This is a genomic window from Ruficoccus amylovorans (genome assembly GCF_014230085.1).
GTDB classification, from domain to species: Bacteria; Verrucomicrobiota; Verrucomicrobiia; order Opitutales; family Cerasicoccaceae; genus Ruficoccus; species Ruficoccus amylovorans.
Map to the genome: position 1 here is coordinate 80,653 of NZ_JACHVB010000025.1, position 19,419 is coordinate 100,071.

Annotated in this window: 18 protein-coding genes; 9 read left to right on the top strand and 9 right to left on the bottom strand. The window is 61.6% G+C overall.

The features are described 5' to 3' along the window. Nucleotides 1–136: 136 nt before the first annotated feature. The 4 genes from H5P28_RS09875 to H5P28_RS09890 form a co-directional block, all read right to left on the bottom strand. Nucleotides 137–670 carry an STAS domain-containing protein gene (locus H5P28_RS09875; protein WP_185675547.1) on the bottom strand — a complete coding sequence of 178 codons (534 nt, stop codon included), beginning with the start codon at nucleotides 668–670 and terminating at the stop codon, nucleotides 137–139. A 42-nt stretch (nucleotides 671–712) separates the two neighbouring features. Beyond that, on the bottom strand, nucleotides 713–3,466 hold the full coding sequence (gene acnA / locus H5P28_RS09880; protein ID WP_185675548.1) for an aconitate hydratase AcnA: 2,754 nt from the start codon (nucleotides 3,464–3,466) through the stop codon (nucleotides 713–715). A 67-nt stretch (nucleotides 3,467–3,533) separates the two neighbouring features. Then, on the bottom strand, nucleotides 3,534–4,004 hold the full coding sequence (locus H5P28_RS09885; RefSeq protein WP_185675549.1) for a redoxin domain-containing protein: 471 nt from the start codon (nucleotides 4,002–4,004) through the stop codon (nucleotides 3,534–3,536). 219 nt (nucleotides 4,005–4,223) lie between these two features. Next, a complete protein-coding gene (locus H5P28_RS09890; RefSeq protein ID WP_185675550.1) occupies nucleotides 4,224–5,555 on the bottom strand; it encodes an MFS transporter in 1,332 nt (443 codons plus the stop codon). A 200-nt stretch (nucleotides 5,556–5,755) separates the two neighbouring features. Between H5P28_RS09890 and H5P28_RS09895 the strand changes: the two genes are divergently transcribed. From H5P28_RS09895 to H5P28_RS09905, 3 genes are all read left to right on the top strand, one after another. Continuing rightward, nucleotides 5,756–6,013: a hypothetical protein gene (locus H5P28_RS09895; protein ID WP_185675551.1), complete on the top strand. Its 258-nt coding sequence runs from the start codon at nucleotides 5,756–5,758 to the stop codon at nucleotides 6,011–6,013. A 92-nt stretch (nucleotides 6,014–6,105) separates the two neighbouring features. Further along, nucleotides 6,106–7,287 carry a tyrosine--tRNA ligase gene (gene tyrS, locus H5P28_RS09900; RefSeq protein WP_185675552.1) on the top strand — a complete coding sequence of 394 codons (1,182 nt, stop codon included), beginning with the start codon at nucleotides 6,106–6,108 and terminating at the stop codon, nucleotides 7,285–7,287. Between the two features lie 212 nt (nucleotides 7,288–7,499). Continuing rightward, complete coding sequence (locus tag H5P28_RS09905; RefSeq protein WP_185675553.1) at nucleotides 7,500–7,991, top strand: DUF2335 domain-containing protein; 492 nt, start codon at nucleotides 7,500–7,502, stop codon at nucleotides 7,989–7,991. A gap of 89 nt (nucleotides 7,992–8,080) precedes the next feature. On the opposite strand, the gene hrpB is transcribed toward H5P28_RS09905, so the two are convergent. Beyond that, nucleotides 8,081–10,609, bottom strand: a complete 2,529-nt coding sequence (gene hrpB, locus H5P28_RS09910) for an ATP-dependent helicase HrpB (RefSeq protein ID WP_185675554.1) — start codon at nucleotides 10,607–10,609, stop codon at nucleotides 8,081–8,083. A 517-nt stretch (nucleotides 10,610–11,126) separates the two neighbouring features. Here hrpB and H5P28_RS09915 point away from each other — a divergent pair. Next, entirely contained in the window at nucleotides 11,127–11,765 is a 639-nt protein-coding gene (locus tag H5P28_RS09915) for a hypothetical protein (RefSeq protein ID WP_185675555.1), read from the top strand. A 200-nt stretch (nucleotides 11,766–11,965) separates the two neighbouring features. Here the strand turns inward: H5P28_RS09915 and H5P28_RS09920 are convergent, their stop codons facing one another. Beyond that, on the bottom strand, nucleotides 11,966–12,352 hold the full coding sequence (locus tag H5P28_RS09920) for an Hsp20/alpha crystallin family protein (protein WP_185675556.1): 387 nt from the start codon (nucleotides 12,350–12,352) through the stop codon (nucleotides 11,966–11,968). Between the two features lie 98 nt (nucleotides 12,353–12,450). Next, nucleotides 12,451–12,870, bottom strand: coding sequence for an Hsp20/alpha crystallin family protein (locus H5P28_RS09925; protein WP_185675557.1), 420 nt, complete (start codon nucleotides 12,868–12,870; stop codon nucleotides 12,451–12,453). Nucleotides 12,871–13,119: 249 nt separating this feature from the next. Here H5P28_RS09925 and H5P28_RS09930 point away from each other — a divergent pair, with 249 nt between their 5' ends. The 3 genes from H5P28_RS09930 to H5P28_RS09940 are packed head-to-tail and all read left to right on the top strand — an operon-like array spanning nucleotide 13,120 to nucleotide 14,228. Beyond that, nucleotides 13,120–13,323 carry a SlyX family protein gene (locus tag H5P28_RS09930; protein WP_185675558.1) on the top strand — a complete coding sequence of 68 codons (204 nt, stop codon included), beginning with the start codon at nucleotides 13,120–13,122 and terminating at the stop codon, nucleotides 13,321–13,323. A 21-nt stretch (nucleotides 13,324–13,344) separates the two neighbouring features. Further along, the gene (locus H5P28_RS09935) at nucleotides 13,345–13,500 is read left to right on the top strand and encodes a hypothetical protein (protein WP_185675559.1); all 156 of its coding nucleotides are present in this window, start codon (nucleotides 13,345–13,347) and stop codon (nucleotides 13,498–13,500) included. A gap of 47 nt (nucleotides 13,501–13,547) precedes the next feature. Next, entirely contained in the window at nucleotides 13,548–14,228 is a 681-nt protein-coding gene (locus tag H5P28_RS09940; RefSeq protein ID WP_185675560.1) for a rhomboid family intramembrane serine protease, read from the top strand. Between the two features lie 206 nt (nucleotides 14,229–14,434). Here H5P28_RS09940 and H5P28_RS09945 read toward each other — a convergent pair whose 3' ends face one another. Beyond that, nucleotides 14,435–15,820, bottom strand: a complete 1,386-nt coding sequence (locus H5P28_RS09945; RefSeq protein WP_185675561.1) for an MATE family efflux transporter — start codon at nucleotides 15,818–15,820, stop codon at nucleotides 14,435–14,437. Between the two features lie 405 nt (nucleotides 15,821–16,225). Here H5P28_RS09945 and H5P28_RS09950 point away from each other — a divergent pair, with 405 nt between their 5' ends. Continuing rightward, a complete protein-coding gene (locus tag H5P28_RS09950) occupies nucleotides 16,226–16,972 on the top strand; it encodes a helix-turn-helix domain-containing protein (RefSeq protein ID WP_185675562.1) in 747 nt (248 codons plus the stop codon). A gap of 29 nt (nucleotides 16,973–17,001) precedes the next feature. Further along, complete coding sequence (locus H5P28_RS09955; RefSeq protein ID WP_185675563.1) at nucleotides 17,002–18,534, top strand: sulfatase family protein; 1,533 nt, start codon at nucleotides 17,002–17,004, stop codon at nucleotides 18,532–18,534. A gap of 52 nt (nucleotides 18,535–18,586) precedes the next feature. Here H5P28_RS09955 and H5P28_RS09960 read toward each other — a convergent pair whose 3' ends face one another. After that, nucleotides 18,587–19,372: an AraC family transcriptional regulator gene (locus H5P28_RS09960; RefSeq protein ID WP_185675564.1), complete on the bottom strand. Its 786-nt coding sequence runs from the start codon at nucleotides 19,370–19,372 to the stop codon at nucleotides 18,587–18,589. Nucleotides 19,373–19,419: the final 47 nt, after the last annotated feature.

Consider the following 19,419-nt stretch of genomic DNA (forward strand, 5'->3'; position numbering starts at 1 on the left):
CATTGACCCAATTTCCGCCTACCGACCCTCAATCCGTAGAACCGGAAAGGCCGGTAAGTAAGACCGGAGACATCTCCTTCCTTACTTACCGGCCTCCCTGTTAAATCTCTAAGTATCAAATGGGGCAGATGTGGTCTTACTCGCTGTCGGCTTCCTTGTCCTTCTCGACCTGGAGCCGCAGGTAGGCGAGCACATCCTGGAATTTCTTCAGGTTACCCTTGTCCGCCTCCACGAGGTGCTCGTGCGCGCGCAGCATGCTCTCGGCCGAGGCATGGGGAGGGCCGTCCGTGGTTGTGGCCACGGTCTGCGCCCGGTCCACATCGAAGCTCAGGCTGCGCCCGTCGGCGTCCACCTCCAGGATGCGGTGCAGGCCAAGGTTGCGGACGAGTTCGAGGTTGCGCTCGCCGAGCCGGACCAGCGTGAGCTTGCCCGGCGGCTTCTGCTTGCGGAAGTCCATCGCGGCTCCGGCCAGGATGCCGAGAAAGGTGCTGTCCATCGCCGTGCACCCGGCGAAGTCCACCACGACGTGCGTGCGCCCCTCTGCCAGCATGTGCTTGAAGAAGTCACTAACAGGCGCACAGTTAAGGTAACTGGCCCGGCCCTGTATACGCAACAGGGCCGGGTCGGAATAACCATCGACAAGAAAAACAGGTGTGTCGTTATCTGCCATACCGCCCAGGTTAAGCAGGGAGTGCATACTCCCTTATCGGCATTAGATGAGGTTCCTTAAAACGTAGGGAAGGATACCGCCGTGCCGGTAGTACTCGACCTCGATGGCCGTGTCGATACGCAGCTTCAGCGTGGCCGTCGAGGCGGAACCGTCGGCCTTGGTGATCTCCAGCGTCACGTCCTGACCGGGCTTCATGTCCTCGCCGATGGCCAGCGAGAAGGTCTCCGTGCCGTCGAGCCCGAGGGTGTCAATGCCCTCGCCCTCCTTGAAGCACAGGGGCATGACGCCCATGCCGATCAGGTTGCTGCGGTGGATACGCTCAAAGGACTTGGCCACCACAGCGCGCACGCCCAGCAGCGCGGTGCCCTTGGCCGCCCAGTCGCGGGAGCTGCCCATCCCGTAGTCCACGCCGCCGAAGACGATCAGCGGGGTTTTCCGCTTCTTGTATTCTTGGCAGGCATCGAAAATCGTGGTCACTTCGCCCTCGGGCTGGAGCTTGGTGAAGCCGCCTTCCTTGCCGTCGGCCATGCGGTTCTTGATTCGCACGTTGGCGAAGGTGCCGCGGGTCATGATCCGGTCGTTACCGCGACGCGATCCGTAGGAGTTGAAATCCTTCGGCTCGACACCCTTTTCCACCAGGTAGCGACCAGCGGGGGTTTCGGGCTTGAAGGAACCGGCGGGAGAAATGTGGTCCGTGGTCACGGAGTCGCCAAGCAGCGCCAGCGGACGCATGTTGGTCAACGGCGCGATCTTGCCCGGCTCGGTCGTGAAGCCCTCGAAGAACGGCGGGAGCTGGATGTAGGTCGAGTCTCCGTTCCATTTGTAAACGTCGCCCTCGGTGATCGGGATGGCGTTCCACTCGGGATTGGCCTCGTTGATGGTCGAGTACTTCTCGCGGAACATCTCGGGCTTGAGGCCCTTGAGGATGTTTTCCTGGATTTCCTCGTGGCTGGGCCAGAGGTCTTTCAGGTAAACGTCCTGGCCGTCCTTGCCCTTGCCGAGGGGTTCCTCGTCGAGGTTGATGTTGACCGTCCCGGCCAGCGCGAAGGCCACCACCAGCGGCGGCGACATGAGGAAATTCGCCTTGATCGAACCGTGCACGCGGGCCTCGAAGTTGCGGTTGCCCGAAAGCACGCTGGCCGCCACGAGGTCGCCCTCGGTGATGGCTTCTTCAATCGCCGGGTCGAGCGGGCCGGAGTTGCCGATGCAGGTCGTGCAGCCGTAGCCCACGAGGTTGAACCCGAGCTGGTCGAGGTAGGGCTGGAGGCCCGTCTCGTTCAGATAGTCGGTGACCACGCGCGAGCCGGGAGCCAGGCTGCACTTGACCGTCGAGTCAACGGTCAGGCCCGCCTCGACCGCCTTCTTCGCCAGCAGGCCGGCGGCCAGCATGACGGAGGGGTTCGAGGTGTTCGTGCAGCTCGTGATGGCCGCGATCAGGACGGAGCCGTGCCCGATGTCGGGAAGCATCTCGGTCGCGGTCGGCGCGCCACCGTCATCCTGCCAGCGAGCCTCGGCGCGGGCGGCCTTGACGGTCGCGCGGCGGTCGAAGTCCTCCGGCTTGACGCCGAAGCCACCTTCGGCGGCGGGCTTTTCGAGCAGCGACTGGAAAGTGTTCTTGAGCTTGGGCATATCGATCCGGTCCTGCGGACGGCGGGGGCCGGCCACGGACGGGACGATGCTCTCAAGGTCGAGGTCGAGCACCTTGGTGTAGGTGACATCGCCCTTCTTCGGGATGCCGAACATGCCCTGGGCCTCGTAGTAAGCCTTGACCAGTTCGATCTGTTCCTCGGTGCGGCCAGTGGCGCGCAGGTAGTCGAGGGACTTTTCATCAACCGGGAAGAAGCCCATCGTCGCGCCGTACTCGGGGGCCATGTTGGCGATGGTGGCGCGGTCGGCCAGGGTCAGGGCGGCAGCGCCTTCCCCGTGGAACTCGACGAACTTGCCCACCACCTTTTCGGCGCGGAGCATTTCGGTGATGCGCAGGGTCAGGTCGGTCGCGGTGACGCCTTCCTTGAGCTTGCCGGTCAGGTTGACGCCGATGACTTCCGGCGTCTGGAAAGCGATGGGCTGGCCGAGCATCCCGGCTTCGGCCTCGATGCCGCCCACACCCCAGCCCACGATCCCGATACCGTTGATCATGGTGGTGTGCGAGTCGGTCCCGACAAGGGTGTCGGGGTAAAGAATGGTTTCGCCGTCCACCTGTTTCTGGAAGACCACGCGGGCGAGGTACTCCAGGTTGACCTGGTGGATGATGCCGATGGCGGGCGGGACGACCGAGAAGGTCTCGAAGGCCTGCTGCCCCCACTTGAGGAACTCGTAGCGCTCGCGGTTGCGCTCGAACTCGATCTTGAGGTTGTCCTTGAAGGCGTTGACGGTCCCGGCGCGGTCCACTTGCACGGAGTGGTCAACCACGAGGTCAACCGGCACGAGCGGCTCGATCAGGCCCGGGTCCTTGTTCAGATCGGCCACAGCGTCGCGCATGGCGGCGAGATCGACCAGCAGCGGCACCCCGGTAAAGTCCTGCAAAACGATCCGCGAGACGATAAAGGGGATTTCGTTTTCGGAGGGTTGAGTGGCGTTCCAGGTGGCGAGGCGCTTGACATCGGCCTCGTCCACCCCGGCCTGTCCGCAGTTGCGCAGGAGGGACTCCAGCACGATGCGGATGCTCACGGGCAGCTTTTTAATGTCACCCAATCCGGCCTCTTCGAGGCTCGAGAGCGCGTAATAGACCCCGGCCTTTTTGCCGGCGACCATGAGTTCCTTGCGGGCGTTGAACGGATCGTTGGATGCAGTCATTTTCCAGAATTCAAGTCATGTTTTAATCCAGAGAGCCTTCGGCGGAGCCGGAAACCAGAGACCGCCCTTATTTCAGGGCGGCCTTGACCTCGTCGAAGGGAGGTAAATCGTGCGGGTCTTCGCTGGACCAGCTAAAGGTGACGGTGCCGTCCTTGTCCACCACGAAGGCCGAGCGCTTGGCCACGCCCTTGAGCCCGAGCAGGTCGGAATAGAGCACGTCATAGGCGGTGGCGACTTCCTTGTTAAAGTCGCTCAGCAGGGTGACGCTGATCTTGTTCGCCTTGGCCCAGCCCTCCTGCGCGAACGGGCTGTCCACGCTGATACCGTACACGGCGGCGTCGAGCTTTTCGTACTCGTCCATCCCGGCGGAGATGCTGCACATCTCGTTTTGGCAGACGCTGGTGAAGGCGAAGGGGAAAAAGAGCAGCACGGTCTTTTTCTTGCCGAAGTTGTCGCTGAGAGTAACTTCCTTCAGGCCGTCGGCCGTCTTCGTGTTCAGAGTGAAGTCAGGAGCTTTAGAGCCTTTCGCAAGAGCCATAGATATAAGGTGTTGAAGTTAGAAAAGGGTGAACGGGCAAGCTACGCCGCCCCTTGGGGCAGTGCAAGCACAACCTCGTGTATTCACGTGGTTTCGACCGGGGAACAGTATGGTGCTGAGAATGTTGCACCATTCACGCCAGCAAGTCCAGTGCCGTCCACCTGCTAAAAGCGAAATAGGAATAGTTCTCAACAAGCCCGTCCATCCCGTCGCGTCTCCTCACCCGCGGTTACGGGCAGCCAGCCGCCGCTGGGGATTGTCCGCGAAAAACGCCGCCACCGCCACAGCCGCACAGCAAGCGCCGTAGAGCCACGTCACCGGCGAGTAACTTCCCGCCAGTTCCTCGGAAACACTCCACAGCAACGGCGCGATCGCGCTGCAAATCACCATCGTCAACATGACCCAGCCGCTGACCGCGCCCAGGTGCTGCCGCCCGAAGAAGCGCGGATAGACCACGGCCATCAGCGTCCCGAAAAACGACGACGAAAGCCCGCCCCCGGCCACATAAACGACCACGCCCCAGCCATACGAGAGGTGCAGCAGTCCAAAAGCCGCCAGCGTCATGCTCGCCCCCATCACCACGAGCAAGGGCTTGAGGCGCATTCTCCCCGTCAGCCAGCCGATGACGAACCCGGAGGGAATACTCACGCAGGTCATCCACAGGTAGAGCCGGAAAAAATTCGACGGCTCGCGACCCATTTCCCTAGCGATGTCCACAGCGTGGAAATTCACCGCGGTCATGAAAACCGAAATCAGGCTGAAAGCCGCCGTAAAGACCCAGAACGAGTAGGTGCGGATCGCCTCGCGCGCGGTAAACTCGTAGTGGATATTGAACTCCGGATCCGTCGGACCAGTCGGCTCCGGCGGGGGCGGTTCGCCATCCATGACCAGGCCGCACTCCTCGGGGTTGTCGCGATAGAACAGCCAACACAACCCGGAAACGACAAAAATCAGCACCAGTCCCATGAGCACCCAGGCCTCCCGCCAGCCCAGCCAACTGACCGCGCCGTACAAACCCAGCGGCGCGGCGGCAAAGCAGACCCCACCCACGCTCCCGGCAATGGCACTGGCCAGCCCGCGCTTGCGGTTGAACCACTTGCCCAGCATGGCGCGGGAAGTCATCGCCACCACGCCCTGCCCCAGAAACCGGATCAGGAAAAAGCCGAACATGACCACCGCCAGTGCCAGGTACGGCAGTGGCTCCTCCCCCGGCTTGAGCCAATGGTAGATGGCCGAGCACGAAGCCATATAAAAGAGGCTCAGCCCCAGGCCGATTTCAACCAGCGTCCCGGTCAAGCGGGCTCCAAAGCGGTCGAAAAACCGCCCGATCCGGGGCAGAATCAAGCCGCTGGCCACCGTTCCACCCAGATAGGCGATACTCAGTTGCAGGCGCGTCAGGTCGAGATTGGCCAGGAGGTCTTCGGTAAACGGCCCCACCCCGGCGGTCTGCCCAGGCATGCTTGAGACCATCCCCATGACCGAAGCACCGACCACGACCCACCCGTAAAAGAACGGTATCCGGTCCGGCCGGAACGGCACGTCCGGTCGCATCCATTTTCCCCTGGCACTCCCCATAACACGCCAGCGTGGAGCATTAAAACGCCCGCGCCAAGCGCCGAATGCGCTTCCTCCCGCGAGCGCCGTTGCCAGGAGTGCCAGACGGGCGGACTTGACGCTTTTACCGCGTGTGATTAAAGCCTAAGCTCGCAACAAGCCGCCCCCCTGCCTCCGTCGTATTCCTGCCCACAGCCATGAAGCCTTCCTACGAAACCGGATCATTGAGCTTTGAAGAACTCATGCAGGCGCTGGCCGAAGACGAACCGCACCGCAGACTCGTCCTGTGGATCTGCCGCCAGAACGACTTCCAGCGCCGCTCCCTCATCCGCACTCAACTCCACGAGATGCGCCTCAAATGCGCCCCGGCAGCCCTCATCGCGCTGGTCGAGGCCCTTGAGAACCCGGATTTCGCGCGCCGGGCCGCCGATTTCCTGGCCGACGGCGGCCACTGAACCGCCTCCACAGGCCGGGGACGTGTTTTTCCCCTTGTCGGAAGCCCCCGCGACGGGCTTAATCGGCCCCACATACTCTAAATTTACTCCCCATGAGCAGGTTGGACATTCTGAAAACAAACGCCGAGAGCATCATCGGCGACGAGGACATGATGGAGCGCATCCGCGCCGGCAAAAAGCTGAAGATCAAGCTCGGCGTCGATCCCACGCGCCCCGACCTGACCTTCGGGCACATGGTCGTCTTCAACAAGATGAAGCAGTTCCAGGCCATGGGACACGAGTGCATCCTGCTCATCGGCGACTACACCGCCACCATCGGCGACCCCTCCGGCCGCTCCGAGACCCGCCCCGTCCTCACCGACGAGGAAGTCCAGCAAAATTCCGAGACCTACCTCGACCAGGCGTTCCAGATCCTCGACGAGAACAAGACCACCGTGCGCTACAACAGCGAGTGGTTCCGCAAGATGGACTTTTCCGACGCGCTCAGCCTGACCCGGCAGATGACCGTCGCCCGCATGCTTGAGCGCGACGACTTCGCCAAGCGCTACGCCTCCCGCACGCCCATTTCCATCGTCGAATTTCTCTACCCGCTGATCCAGGGCTACGACTCGGTCATGCTGCAGGCCGACGTGGAGCTCGGCGGCTCCGACCAGCTCTTTAACATGCTCGTCGGACGCGCCCTCCAGAAAAACGCCGGACAGCCGGAGCAGACCGTCATCACCATGCCGCTGCTGGTCGGCCTCGACGGGGTGAAAAAGATGTCCAAAAGCCTGGGCAACTACATCACCTTCAACGACTCGGCCAAGGACATGTTCGGCAAGATCATGTCGATCAACGACGAGACCATGTGGGACTACTACCGCCTGCTGCTCGAAGTGGACGGCGAAGCCCTCAAGCGCCACAAGCTGGAGCACCCGATGGAGGCCAAAAAGCACCTCGCCGTGTCCCTGACCGCGATGTTCCACTCGCTCGACGCCGCCAACCATGAGCGCCAGCAGTTCGAGCAGGTCTTCTCCCGCAACAAGCTGCCCGACGACATGCCGGTCTTCTCCTGGCGCGAGATCGCCGGAGAGGAAAACCAGCTCGCGCTGACCGAAGTCCTTTCCCGCACCAAACTTTTCCCCAGCAAGAAGGAAGTCCGCCGCCTCATCGAACAGGGCGCGGTCAAACTCAACGAGGAAAAAGCCGACGACCCCTTCCAGCCCATCGAAAAGCCTGAACAGGAACACATCCTCCAGGCCGGTAAACGTATATTTGTCAAGATCGTGGCGTAAAATCAAACCGAACTTGACGGGAACCATTCTCAAAACTACTTTTCAATACGCCAAAATCTGCTAAACTATTAGCGAGGCAATCATGGGAGAGAAAATTAAATCAATCCTTGAAGGAGTCGGTACATTGTACGACTTTGTTCCTTATGAATCAAAAGCGGTGAGAGAAGAGACCCCGATGGGATATCTTCACACAGCATTTGAATACATTGGTCATGGCCTCAAGACTTCAGAGACAGAAACAGAAAGAACGAGAAAAGGAAGAGCTGAACAGCTTGAACTTATCTCAGACTGCTGAAATCAAGCAGGTAAAACAGCGTCTTTCAAATATTGAGGCTGGCTTAGTTAAAATACAACAAACTAAGCTCACATTACACAGTGGCCCACTCCCGCCTCCTGAGCAAACAGAGGCATACGAAAGGATGCACCCTGGATTTATTGATCGGTCACTTAAGATGGCTGAGAGAGAACAGGAGCTTCAACATCGCCACATAAAAAGGGGTCAAGTCTTTGAGTTTATCGACAAAATCACGATAAAGTCCATAGGTGGTGTCATCGTTTTGGCGCTCGTAGGATTCGGGATATACTTTGTTTTCGACGGAAAAGAAAAAACAGGCTTATTCACCTTAATTACCGGAGCATTGGTCCCTATTATTGCCGCAGTGTTAAAAATCGGGATGTCATCTGAGAGAAAGAAGCCACAGTAGCATACAAAAAATGGATCCCCACACAGAGGGGTAGCCGCCTTTCTGGCGGCGTAGGGGCGGAGCCCCTCAGTGCCAGCGGGTGCAACCCGTCAGCGCCATTCGTGTTTGGGGTAGCGGCCGCGGAGTTCTTTTTTTACGCCCTCGTAGGAAGTGGTCCAAAAGGCGTCGAGGTCGGTCGTGAGCTGGGCGGGACGGCCATTGGGGGCTAGTAGTTCAACCACCAGCGGGTAGCGTCCGGCGCAGATGGTGAGCTGCTTGTGTGGGGTGTCGTAAAAGTCCTGCAACTTGCTCGAAATGATCGCCCGCCCGTCCTCGTAGCGGATATTGACGGCCCGGCGGCGGCGCGGCAGCTCAATGCTCTCGGGGACGAGCGTCTCCAGCGCGGCGCGCTGCTCCTGCGTCAGCCAGTCGTAAACGTAACGATGAGCCTGAACCTCACGCAGTTCCTTCGCGCTGACGAAGCCGTGGCAAATCTGCTCCAGGATCATCAGGCGGCCTTCATCGTCGAGCGGCTCAATGTCCAGCTCCGGGCAGTGCGCGGCAGCGAAGTTCACCCGGGCGATCCAGCGCTCGATCCCGTTATCCCAACTTTTGAGCGGGAGGCGTCCGGCGTGGATTTCGGCGGCCAGGAGCCGGGCGGCGGTGTCCGGATCGGGGTCGTCGCCCTCGCCACTGGCCAGCACGAGGTCGCGGAAGCGCGTCAGGCGGCGGCATTCCACCCGCTTGAAGTCCGGATCGTAAAAAGTCTCGCTGCTGTCGTTGAAGTCCTCCGGGAAATACTCCTTCAGCCACACCTCGTCGATTTCGGTAGCCAGCGAAAGGTACACGGTGACATCCCCCCGGGTCTCGATCTCGTCGATCTCGGCGGCCACGAAAAGCGGCGCGTCCCGCAGGGCGCTGTGACGGCGCAGTTCACCCTTGCGCCCGTGGACGAGCGCGCAGCGCAAGGTGCCCCGGTCGAGGCGCTTGGCCAACTGGTCGGAAAAGGCCAGCAAAAGGCAGCGGCGCACGGCCTCCTCGTCCAGCGGTCCCTCGCCCGTGTCGAGCCCCTGCGCCTGCGCCAGACGCAGGAATTGCCCGGCCCCGCGCTCGGCCTCGCGGGCGGCTCCTCCGTGGATGCCCCACTGGCGGCAAAAGCCCATGTTGTAGTTCTGCTTGCGGGCCATGCCCCAGGCCCGCAGCAGGTGGAAAAAATCCGAAGCGGTGTCGCCGAGCAAATCCTCCCGTTCCTCGCGGCGGCGCTTGTTGTCGATGGGCATGAGCAGGTTTCGTCCCTGGGCCAGCGCGGCGATGACCGCCACATGCCAGACGCAGCCCAGCTCCTGCGCGGCCAGAAAGAGCCGGGCGTAGCGCGGGTGCATGGGAAAAGAAGCCATCCGACGGCCCATCTCCGTCAACGCACCGGCCGCGTCAAGCGCCCCGAGGTCGTGGAGCAGAGTCAAGGCGCGGGCAAGGGATTTTTCCTCCGGCGGCTCGAACCACGGGAAATGCTCCAGCTCGGCGTAACCGGCCAGCTTGAGCGTGAGCACGGTCTCGGCCAGATCGACGCGGCGGATCTCCGCCAGCTCGCGCGGGGGGCGGTGCTCGTGCTCCTTTTGCGTCCACAGCCGCAGGCAAATCCCCGGTGCGGTCCGACCGGCCCGCCCGGCCCGCTGCTCGGCGGAAGCCTGGCTGATTTTTTCAATCAATAGCGTGTTGATCCCACGGTGCGGATCGAAGCGGGCCACGCGGGCCAGCCCGGCATCGACTACGCCCCGAATACCGTCGATGGTGAGCGAAGTCTCGGCCACATTGGTGGCAACCACGATCTTGCGCGTGTCGTAGCGGGCCACCGCGGCGTCCTGCTCGGTCGGGGGAAGCTCGCCGTGCAGCGGGAGCACCACGCACTCGCGCAGGCCGCGTGTGGCCTGAAGCTCCTCCACCGTGCGGCGAATCTCATAAGCGCCGGGCATGAAGATCAAAACGTCCCCCTCGGGCAATTCCTGCACGAGCTTGGCGGTCTGCTGGGCGGCGCGCTCCCAGACGGAAGCCTCCCCAGCCCCGGCGTAGCGGACCTCGATGGGGAACATGCGCCCTTCGGCCTTGAGGATGGGACAACCGCCGAGGTAAGCCGAGAGCTGACCCGTCTCCAGGGTGGCGGACATGACGGCCATGAGCAGGTCGGGACGGGATTTTTCCTGAAGCTGCCGGATCATGGCGATCCCCAGGTCGCCGTGCAGGTGGCGCTCGTGAAACTCGTCAAAGACAATCGCGCCCACCCCCTTCAACTCCGGGTCGGTCAGCATCATGCGCAGGAGGATGCCCTCGGTCACGAACTTGATCCGCGTCTGCGGCCCGAACACCCGGTCGAAGCGGATGTGAAAACCGACCTCCCCGCCAAGCGTCGCTCCGCGCTCCTCGGCCACACGGCGGGCTAGCATGCGGGCGGCCAGGCGGCGCGGCTGCAGGACGATGACTTCCTTCCCGGCAGGGACCAGCCCCTCGTCGATCAGCATCTGCGGGACCTGGGTGGACTTGCCCGAGCCGGTCGGGGCCGAGAGTACCACGCGGTTGCCCGCGCGCAGGGCGGCGGCCAAGTCCGCCCGCAGGTCTTCGATGGGGAGTCGTGTCGTCGCCATAGGGAGCCGGTCAGCGCACACCAGCCCGGCGCGCTCGACAAGCCCGAATCGCCGGGCTGGTCGATTTTGCTACCCCCCGGTACGTAGCGCTTCCGATTGAAAATGAGGAAACTAACCACAAAGGCGCAAAGACACAAAGGGGCGGAGCGAGAGGAGTTGGTAACAAAAAAATTCGTGTCTGATCCGCGCCATCCCTGGTCGCATCACCCTCTTTCACCAAGAGATGAGACGCGTTTTTTGTTCACGCGGCCGAATTTAGCCCTTTTCCGCGGGCACAAAAGTTGCTAGGGCCTGTTCAGGTAAACGGAAAAGATGGAAAAATGAGGGATTTTCCGAGCACGTGCTGAGGTTTTGAGACGAGGCGAATCCAGATTCGTCGAGTCGAAAAACGTCGGCACCGGGCCGAAAAGACCCATTTTCTGCCACTTTGAGCGTTTACCTGAACAGGCTCTAAATCCCGGCAATCAGCCTGTGCGATCACGGCCCGACTCTCACCTCACCATCAATCCCCGAACACATGCCCAGACATCAAGCCTGCCGCCCAACTTTCAAACGCTGGAAACAAGCCTTGCTTGTGCTGGCAATCTCGGGGCTCGTCTCCGCCACCCATGCGGGGGTGAGCTTTGTCATTAATGAGTTCAACTCCCGCACGCTCGATGTTACCTTTGAAGTCGGCAGCACTGTAACAGGAGACCAGTTTGGCGGCACGCCCGCCGAGGAGACGAACTTGCTGACCTTCATCGCCATCGACGAGAATCTCGACCCCTTGAACTACGCCACCGGGTTCCCGGCGGAGACAGAAAACCCGAATTTCATGATCGGGGATCACCCGGTCACCTCGATCGGTTATGACGGCGAGAATTACACGATGGTTGTCGGAAACATGGACATCGGCGACATGGTCGGCCCGGCTGATACCGGAACGACTTCCTACAACTTTCGCGTGTCCAGCCCGGATACGGATATTTTCAACCTTAACGGCATCGATCGGTTGGTTCTCGTGTGGGGTGCTGATGCGGCCTTTTACGTCGAAGGCGGCATGTGGCAGGACAGCCAGCAGGTCATTGTGCCCGAACCCGCCGAATACGCGGCTCTTTTCGCCCTGAGCGGGCTTCTGCTTGTCATGGCAGGCCGGAGATTCCGCACGCACCGGTAATCCCCGCCAGACGATGACCAGGCTGCACACACAGGGCAAAAAATAACCGGGCCCCTTCCGAAGAAGAGGCCCGGCCGCTGATGTGTTGCTACTTACTTACTGCTAGGATTGTCTGCTACACAGGTAAGAGAACACGGCTGCTGCTTTATTCCGTTCGTTCTGCCTAAACTCACTTTTTTCAAAACAAACCCCGAGCCAGATCAGCTCACCGCGATCTTGCGGGGCTTGGCTTCCTCCGCCTTGGGCAGTTCGATGCTGAGGACGCCATCCTCAACCCGGGCCTTGATTGCGGACGTATCGACCGGCACGTTCAGGTGCAGGCGCAGGTGGTAGTCCTCGTGAGCGATCTCACGGCGAAGCGCCTTCCAGCCTTCCGGCGTTTTCGCGTCGGAGCGGCGGGCGGTGATGTCGAGTGAATCTTCCTCGAAGGCGATTTCGACGCCGCTCTTGTTCACGCCGGGGACGTAAACCTCCACAAGGTAGCCGTCCTCGGATTCCGAGGTGGTGAACCACGGTTTGCGCCAGCTCTGCTGCTGGGCGGTCTGGACAGGGGCTTGGTCTTCGCGTTTTTCAACTTCGCATTTCATGGTAAGGGTCTCCTTTTTTTTTAATTAAGTGATTGTGTTTTAAAGTTTTCAGCCAAGGCGGCGGGCAGCGATGCAGCCCCGCCGCGTGTCTTTTTTTGTTAATGAACGTCAATCTGGCGCGGTTTGGCCTGTTCAGCCTTGGGCAGCGTAACGGTTAGGATGCCGTCCTCGAAGGCGGCCTTGACCGCTTCGCCGTTGACGCCGTCGGGCACCCGGACGGTGCGATTGAAGGCAAAGCTCTGCTCACTCTCGCCCTGCTTTTGCGTGCGGGCGGCGGAGAGGGTCAGCGTGCTCTTGTCGAACTCGAGCTTCACGTCGCCTTTTTTCACGCCGGGCAGTTCGGCCTTCACGTAGTAGTTGTCGGCGTCTTCATAGAAGTCGGTCGCCGGGGCGTTGCTGAAGGGTCCGCTTTCGAGCATACGGCCCCAGAGGCCGGTGCGCGGCGCACTCAAGTCAAACAGGCGGTCGAATTCGCGGAGCGCTTCGTTGAACGGATTGTAACGGGTTATGAAGTTCATGGTGTTTTACCTCCTTGTGTGGGTTAAAGTTGTTGGACGCTCCTTCTATTGCACAACGAATGCCAGCGGAGGCATTTTTTATTTATCATTGGTCATCAATCATTTGTCATATTTTAACGAACCACCCGACAGGGACATTTTGACACTATCCACAAAACCAGCGTCTCTCACCCATCTGTTTCATGTGAAATTTTGACACACCCATTCCTGTGATTGCCAAAGCGCATGCCAGGCGTCAGCGTGCCGGACATGTCAAGCGACCAAGAACGGTTCAACGACCTGGAGGCGCGTATCGCCTACCTCGAACGCCACCTGGAACAGCAGGACCGCGAAATGCTCAAGCAGGCTGAACGTCTCGCGCTGCTCACCCGCGAACTGACCTCGCTCAAGGGCCGCGTCCAGGGCATGGACGACAAGGGCATGCCCGCGCAGGAAAAGCCGCCCCACTATTGACCGGCCAGCCGCCTCCGGCTCATGACCCGTCCGGCCTTCGGGCAACAAAATCCCCGCATTGTGTTTGCGCTTTGCGCCATCACCGCTACCAAAGAGGGATTGGGGATTGGGCAAAACCGTCCGGTGCAGCCCGGCACCGACGTGTTTTCCAGAAAACCGGCCGACTCGGCCGGTTGATGGAACTTTTTGCGTCCCCGGAAAGACCCAGACAAGCGACTTTCTTGATGATTAACGCAACCAACCCTTACGAATCGCAGCCCGCGACCTTTTCGCGTTTTCCGCCGGTGGTGAAGACCCTGCTCGTGGCCAACGTGGCCGTTTTCCTGCTGATGAATTTCAGCCTGCAGGTGAAAATTCCACTCATGAAGTACTGTGCCCTGTGGCCGGTTTCCAATCCGTGGATCTTCACTACGCACAGTGGCTGGCAGTCACCCTTCGCCCCGTGGCAGATGATTACCTACGGGTTCATGCACACCGGGTTTACGCACCTGTTTTTCAACATGTTCGCGTTCTGGATGTTCGGCTCGGTCATCGAGCGGGTCTGGGGCTCGAAGCGGTTCGCTTTCTATTACTTTGCCTGCGTTTTCGGGGCGGCCATCGCCCAGCTCTTCGTCTCGTACGGCAAGGGTTATCCGACCATCGGGGCTTCCGGCGGGGTCTTCGGGCTCCTGCTGGCCTACGGGATGATGTTCCCGCGCCAGAAGCTGATCTTCATCGCCTTTCCGGTCGAAGCCCGCTGGTTCGTGCTCGGCTACGGCGTGGTCGAACTCATCATGGGCGTGACCGGCACCATGTCCGGCGTCGCCCACTTCGCCCACCTCGGGGGGATGATCTTCGGCTTCCTGTTGATCCAGTTCTGGCTCGGCCGCTTCCCGATCAAGCCCCGCCCCGGCAAGTTATTTTGAAAGGGTGAATGGTTAAATGGCTGAGTAGTTAATTGCTGGTCGCCATCTCCCGCCACGAAGACGAAGCCCCCTCCTCCGCAGCCAACACGCAGTTGCCCGGCAGCTTTTGAAGCCTGATTGGGGACCTAATGAAGTTCGCCTGACCCGGCGTCAACCGCTGTTGCCCATGACTCCGCGTTGGCCGGAGTCATCAGTGACCCGCAGGATCACAGGGTCAAGGACTCCGTCCCTGGTGTCATGTACGGCGGCACAGGGCGACTCGGGGAGGTTTTTCGCCAGGACTGCACGCCGAAGGTCAGCGACATCACGGTGAGGCCGATTGTCAGCCCCCACCAGACACCCTCGACTCCCCACCCTGCCGGGTAGGCCAGGAGCCAGCCCGTCGGGATCGATATAAACCAGCAGCAGAAAAACGACATCCAGGCGGGGAACCGCACCTCACCGAGTCCTCGCAGCGCCCCCACCGAAATGATCTGCACGGCATCGCCCAACTGGAACGCGACCGCCACCAGCAGCAAGGCGGCAGCGAGCGCCTGAGCCGGACTTTCGGGCAGGAACCAGCCCGCGATCTCGTGGCGCAGCAGCAGGAAAGCGCTCGCACTGAAGAGCGTGAAGACAATCCCCATCAGCCAGCCACCGGCCAGGATCGGACGCAGGCTTGCAAAACGGCAAGCCCCGAAGCTTTCCCCGACACGTACTGTGACCGCCTGGGAAATCCCCATCGGCACCATGAAAACCGTGGCCGCGCAGGTGATGGCCACCTGGTGAGAGGCCAGGGCGTCCGCCCCGAGCGTGCCGATAATCAGTGTCGCCATGACAAAGGCGCTCACCTCGGCCAACAGTTGCAGGCTGGAGGGCCAGCCCAGTTTCCAGAGTTTGCGCAGGGCCTCCCAGTCCGGGGGGCGCAGCCAGCGGGCGGGCACCCACTCGCGCAGACGGGCGTCCCAGCGGCACCAGCCGATCAGCGCAGCCAGCGTCAGGCCCCGTGCCAGCAGCGTTGCCACGCCCGCGCCCTCCAGCCCCCAGGCCGGGCAGCCCCAGTTGCCATAGATCAGGAGCCAGTTGAGAAAGACGTTCGCCGCCACCCCGCCGAGCAGGATAAAGAGCGGTGGCCAAGGCCGGTTCATGGAGTCAGCGTGGTTTTTAATCACCATCGATCCCATCGCGGGCATGAAGGATACCGCCACCAAAATAAAGTAGGCCGGAGCCGCCGCCACCACCTCCTCCGGTTGCCGGAATAACGGCAGCAACGGCAGGGCTAGCAGTGCCCCAGCCACCGTGATAAAAGCCGTCCCGGCGGACAGGTAAAGCCCGTGCCGCAACGCCGAGCGGGCCAGCGCCGGATCCTTCGCCCCACGCGCCTGCGAAACCTGGATGGATACGGCCAGTGTCAGTCCGATAGCGAACATCAGCGGCAGGTACAGCAGCGTGTTGGCAAAGGTCGCCGCCGCCAGCGGTGTCACCCCGAGTCGGCCGATCATGACGGTGTCAGCCGTAGCGGTCAGCATATGGCTGAGCTGGCCGACGATGAGCGGTATCGCCAGAATGACCGTCGGACGGGATTCGTGTGAAAGTCTGGAAAGAAAACTCATAACGGGAAAGAAGATGCGTTCGAACCGGTGCCGACAGGCTTTCCCAAAAAACGAAAAACCCGCGGACAATTCGCGGGTCAAACAGGTAAAAGACGGATGGTTATAAAAACTTACCTGAGTCCCGCGGCAACACTTACTGAGTGCGTGATTTTACGGCTGCGGGTATCCATCTTCAAAAACAGGTTTATGCGCCAACAGGTTGCCCTCAATCATGCCGGTGTCAATGCCCTTTTATCGGTCAAAACGCGTTATAACTGCGCTTCTGACGAGCATTCGAGGACATCATACCCGTCGAGTTCACCGACAGCTCGAACGCATGGAGAAATCAGGCAGCCCCGGTTCGCATAGCGAGGACGGATTTTAGGCTTGCGCTGCCATTTTTCACATATAAAACATATTCCACAAATGAAACAATTAGATCCACAGGCACTTTGCCAGCCCGAAACCCCGGCTCCGGCGCTGGGCCGGGGACTGGCCATCCTGGCCGCGCTGGCGCAGGACTCGCCACAGTCGCTGGAAAGTCTGGCTACGCGCCTGAAGCTGCCCAAAGCCTCGGTTTTCCGGCTGATGGCTACGTTGGAGACGCTGGGCATGGTCCGCCGAACCTCGCAGAAAACCTACGAACCCCTCTGGCAGCTCCAGCCTGCCGCTGACACGCTCACGCTCCTGCGCAACCGCCTGGAGGCACGTATGCCCGCCCTGTGCGCGGAAAGCCGCTGCACCATCGAGTGGTATGAGCCCGGTGCCGAAGGCATGCGCCTCGTGCTCCAGAAAAACCCGGAGAGCGAACTGTGTGTAAAAGTCCGTCCCGGCTACGTCCGCCTCTGGGGGGACGAACTCGAAGCGGTCGCCCGGCTCGGTTACGCCTTTTACCCCGACGCTCCCGCCCCGGTGGTCATGGACCACTACCCCGCCAACGGCGAAAGGCAGCCCCTCCCGCTCGCCAAAGTCCGCGCGCAGATCGCCCTCGCCCGCCGGGAGGAAAACGCCTTCGACCCCGCCTACAACAGCAACGCCGTCCGCCGCTTCGCCATCGCCGTCATTGAAGACGGGCAATTCGCGGGCGTGCTCGCACTGGCCGAGGCCTACCACTTCACCCAACGACCGGGAGCGGATACCCGCTTCCAGCAACTTAGAGACCTGCTCGCCTGATTCTTGCCAACCGACCACACATCCAAGCCATGCGCATACTCTATATCGACATCGACAGCCAGCGCCCTGACCATCTCGGCTGCTACGGCTACCACCGCAACACCAGTCCCGCCATTGACGCCATTGCCGCCGAGGGGCTCGTCTTCGAGAATGTGTACGCCCCTGACGCCCCCTGCCTGCCCTCGCGCACGGCGTTCTACTCGGGGCGCTTTGGCATCCACACCGGCGTCGTCGGGCACGGTGGCACCGCCGCCCAACCGAAAATTCAGGGGCCGGGCCGCAATTTCCGTGACACCTTCGACGAGCAGGGGCTGGCCCGCCAACTCCAGTTGCTGGGCTACCACACGGCCATGATAAGTCCTTTCGGCCAGCGTCATGCCGCCTGGCACTTTTACGCCGGTTTCAACGAAATCCACAACACAGGCCAGGGCGGCATGGAGTCCGCCGAAGTTGTCCAACCCGTAGTGGACAAGTGGATGGCCGACCACGCCGCCAACGACAACTGGTTCCTCCACATCAACTACTGGGACCCGCACACCCCTTACCGCGTGCCCGCCGACTACGGCGACCCCTTCGCCAACGAACCGCTTCCCGCCTGGCTCGACAGCGACGAGGTCATCGAGCGCCACAGGCAAATGACCGGCCCGCACACCATGCAGGAAATCGGCATGTACGACGACCGCACCTCGCCCGACTTCCCGCGCCACCCCGGCAAGATCACCGACCCCGCATCCCTGCGCCGCATGATCGACGGCTACGACACCGGCGTGAAGTACGTGGACGACCAGGTCGCCTCCATCGTCCGCCAGCTCAAGACAGCCGGGGTTTACGACGAGACCATGATCGTCATCTCCGCCGACCACGGTGAAAATCTCGGCGAACTCGGTATCTACGGCGAGCACGGCACCGCCGACCAGGCCACCTGCCGCATCCCCCTTATCATCAAATACCCCGGCGGCCCCAAGGGCGCACGCAACGCAAAATTCCACTATAACCTCGACCTCGCCCCCACCCTGATGGATCTCCTCAGCGGCGAAAAGCAGCCGCTCTGGGACGGCGAATCGTTCGCCCCGGCCCTCACAGACGGTGCGGACACGGGCCGCGACGAAGTGGTCTTCAGCCAGTGCGCCCACGTCTGCCAGCGCTCCGTCCGCTGGGGCAAATGGCTCTACCTGCGCACCTACCACGACGGTTTCCACCTCTTCCCGCAGGAAATGCTCTTTGACCTGGAGGCCGACCCACACGAGCAGGACAACCTCGCCCCGGCCCGTCCCGACCTCTGCCAAGAAGGCCAATGGCGGCTCTCCCGCTGGCACGACGCGCAGATGCAGCGCATGGCCCTGAACGCCAACGACGTGGTCGATCCGCTCTGGACCGTGATCCGCGAGGGCGGCCCCTTCCACGCCCGCCTCACCGACGGCAACCTCCCCGGCCAGCCCGGCAACAAGCTCGCAACCTACCTCGAACACCTGGAAAACACAGGCCGCCAGGACGGTGCCGACGAGATCCGCCGCAAATACGCCGTCCAGATCGCACGGGCGTGCGGCCACGCCGAGCCCTGAGAGACCCGGCCCCTTCGTGGGCAATCCCCTTGGCCTATCGCGCCCCCGCCGCTCAACCGCCGGTCTCGCGCAGGTGGCGCGGGGAGCAGCCGAAGGTGCGGCGCACGAGCTTGTTGAAGTGCTGGAGATCGGCCAGGCCGACTTCGCAGGCCACGACCTTGACCGGCAAGTCCGAGTGAAGCAGCAGTTCGCGGGCGCGGTCGGTACGCAGCTTGCGCAGCCAGGCTTGCGGGGTCAGCCCGGTGTGGGCCTTCAGCACGCGGATAAACTGGCTGTGCGAGAGCCCGCAGCGGCGGGCCAACTCGGCCACGCCGGGACATTGGGCCATTTCCTGCTGGCAGATGCGCGCCGCCCGGTCCACCAACTCCATGTGCGCGGTGCGGGCGCGGGGAAACGACTCCACCTGCGCCAGCCCCCAGAGCACATCCCACAGGCGGGCGTCGGTCCGGGCGAAGTCGCCGTCACGGTAGCCGACCACCTCGGCCAGCCGCTCCTGCAAGGCGTCCAGCCGCCGCTCCGCCGGGAAGAAACGCGCCCGCACTCGCGGGGCCGGGACAGCAGCCCGCATCTTAAAATGCACATAAAGGTGCTCCGAACGCCCCCGGTACACGTAGGTAAAAAGCTGTCCCGGCGGAATCAGCGACACCGCTCCGGCGTGCAACGAAAAGCACCCCTCCCCGGCCCACAACTCGCCCTCGTAATTGTGGAAATGCATCGCCCAGGCATCCTTCAGGAGGAAGTTCTCCCGGTCCACATACTGGCCGTGAACGCCGTAGGACAGCCGCACCGTTTCGGGCGGATGACGCAGGTATTCCAGCCAGGCCGGAGCTTCTTCCATGACAAATATATACCACTATACACCAAACCCGGACAAGTATTTACTCT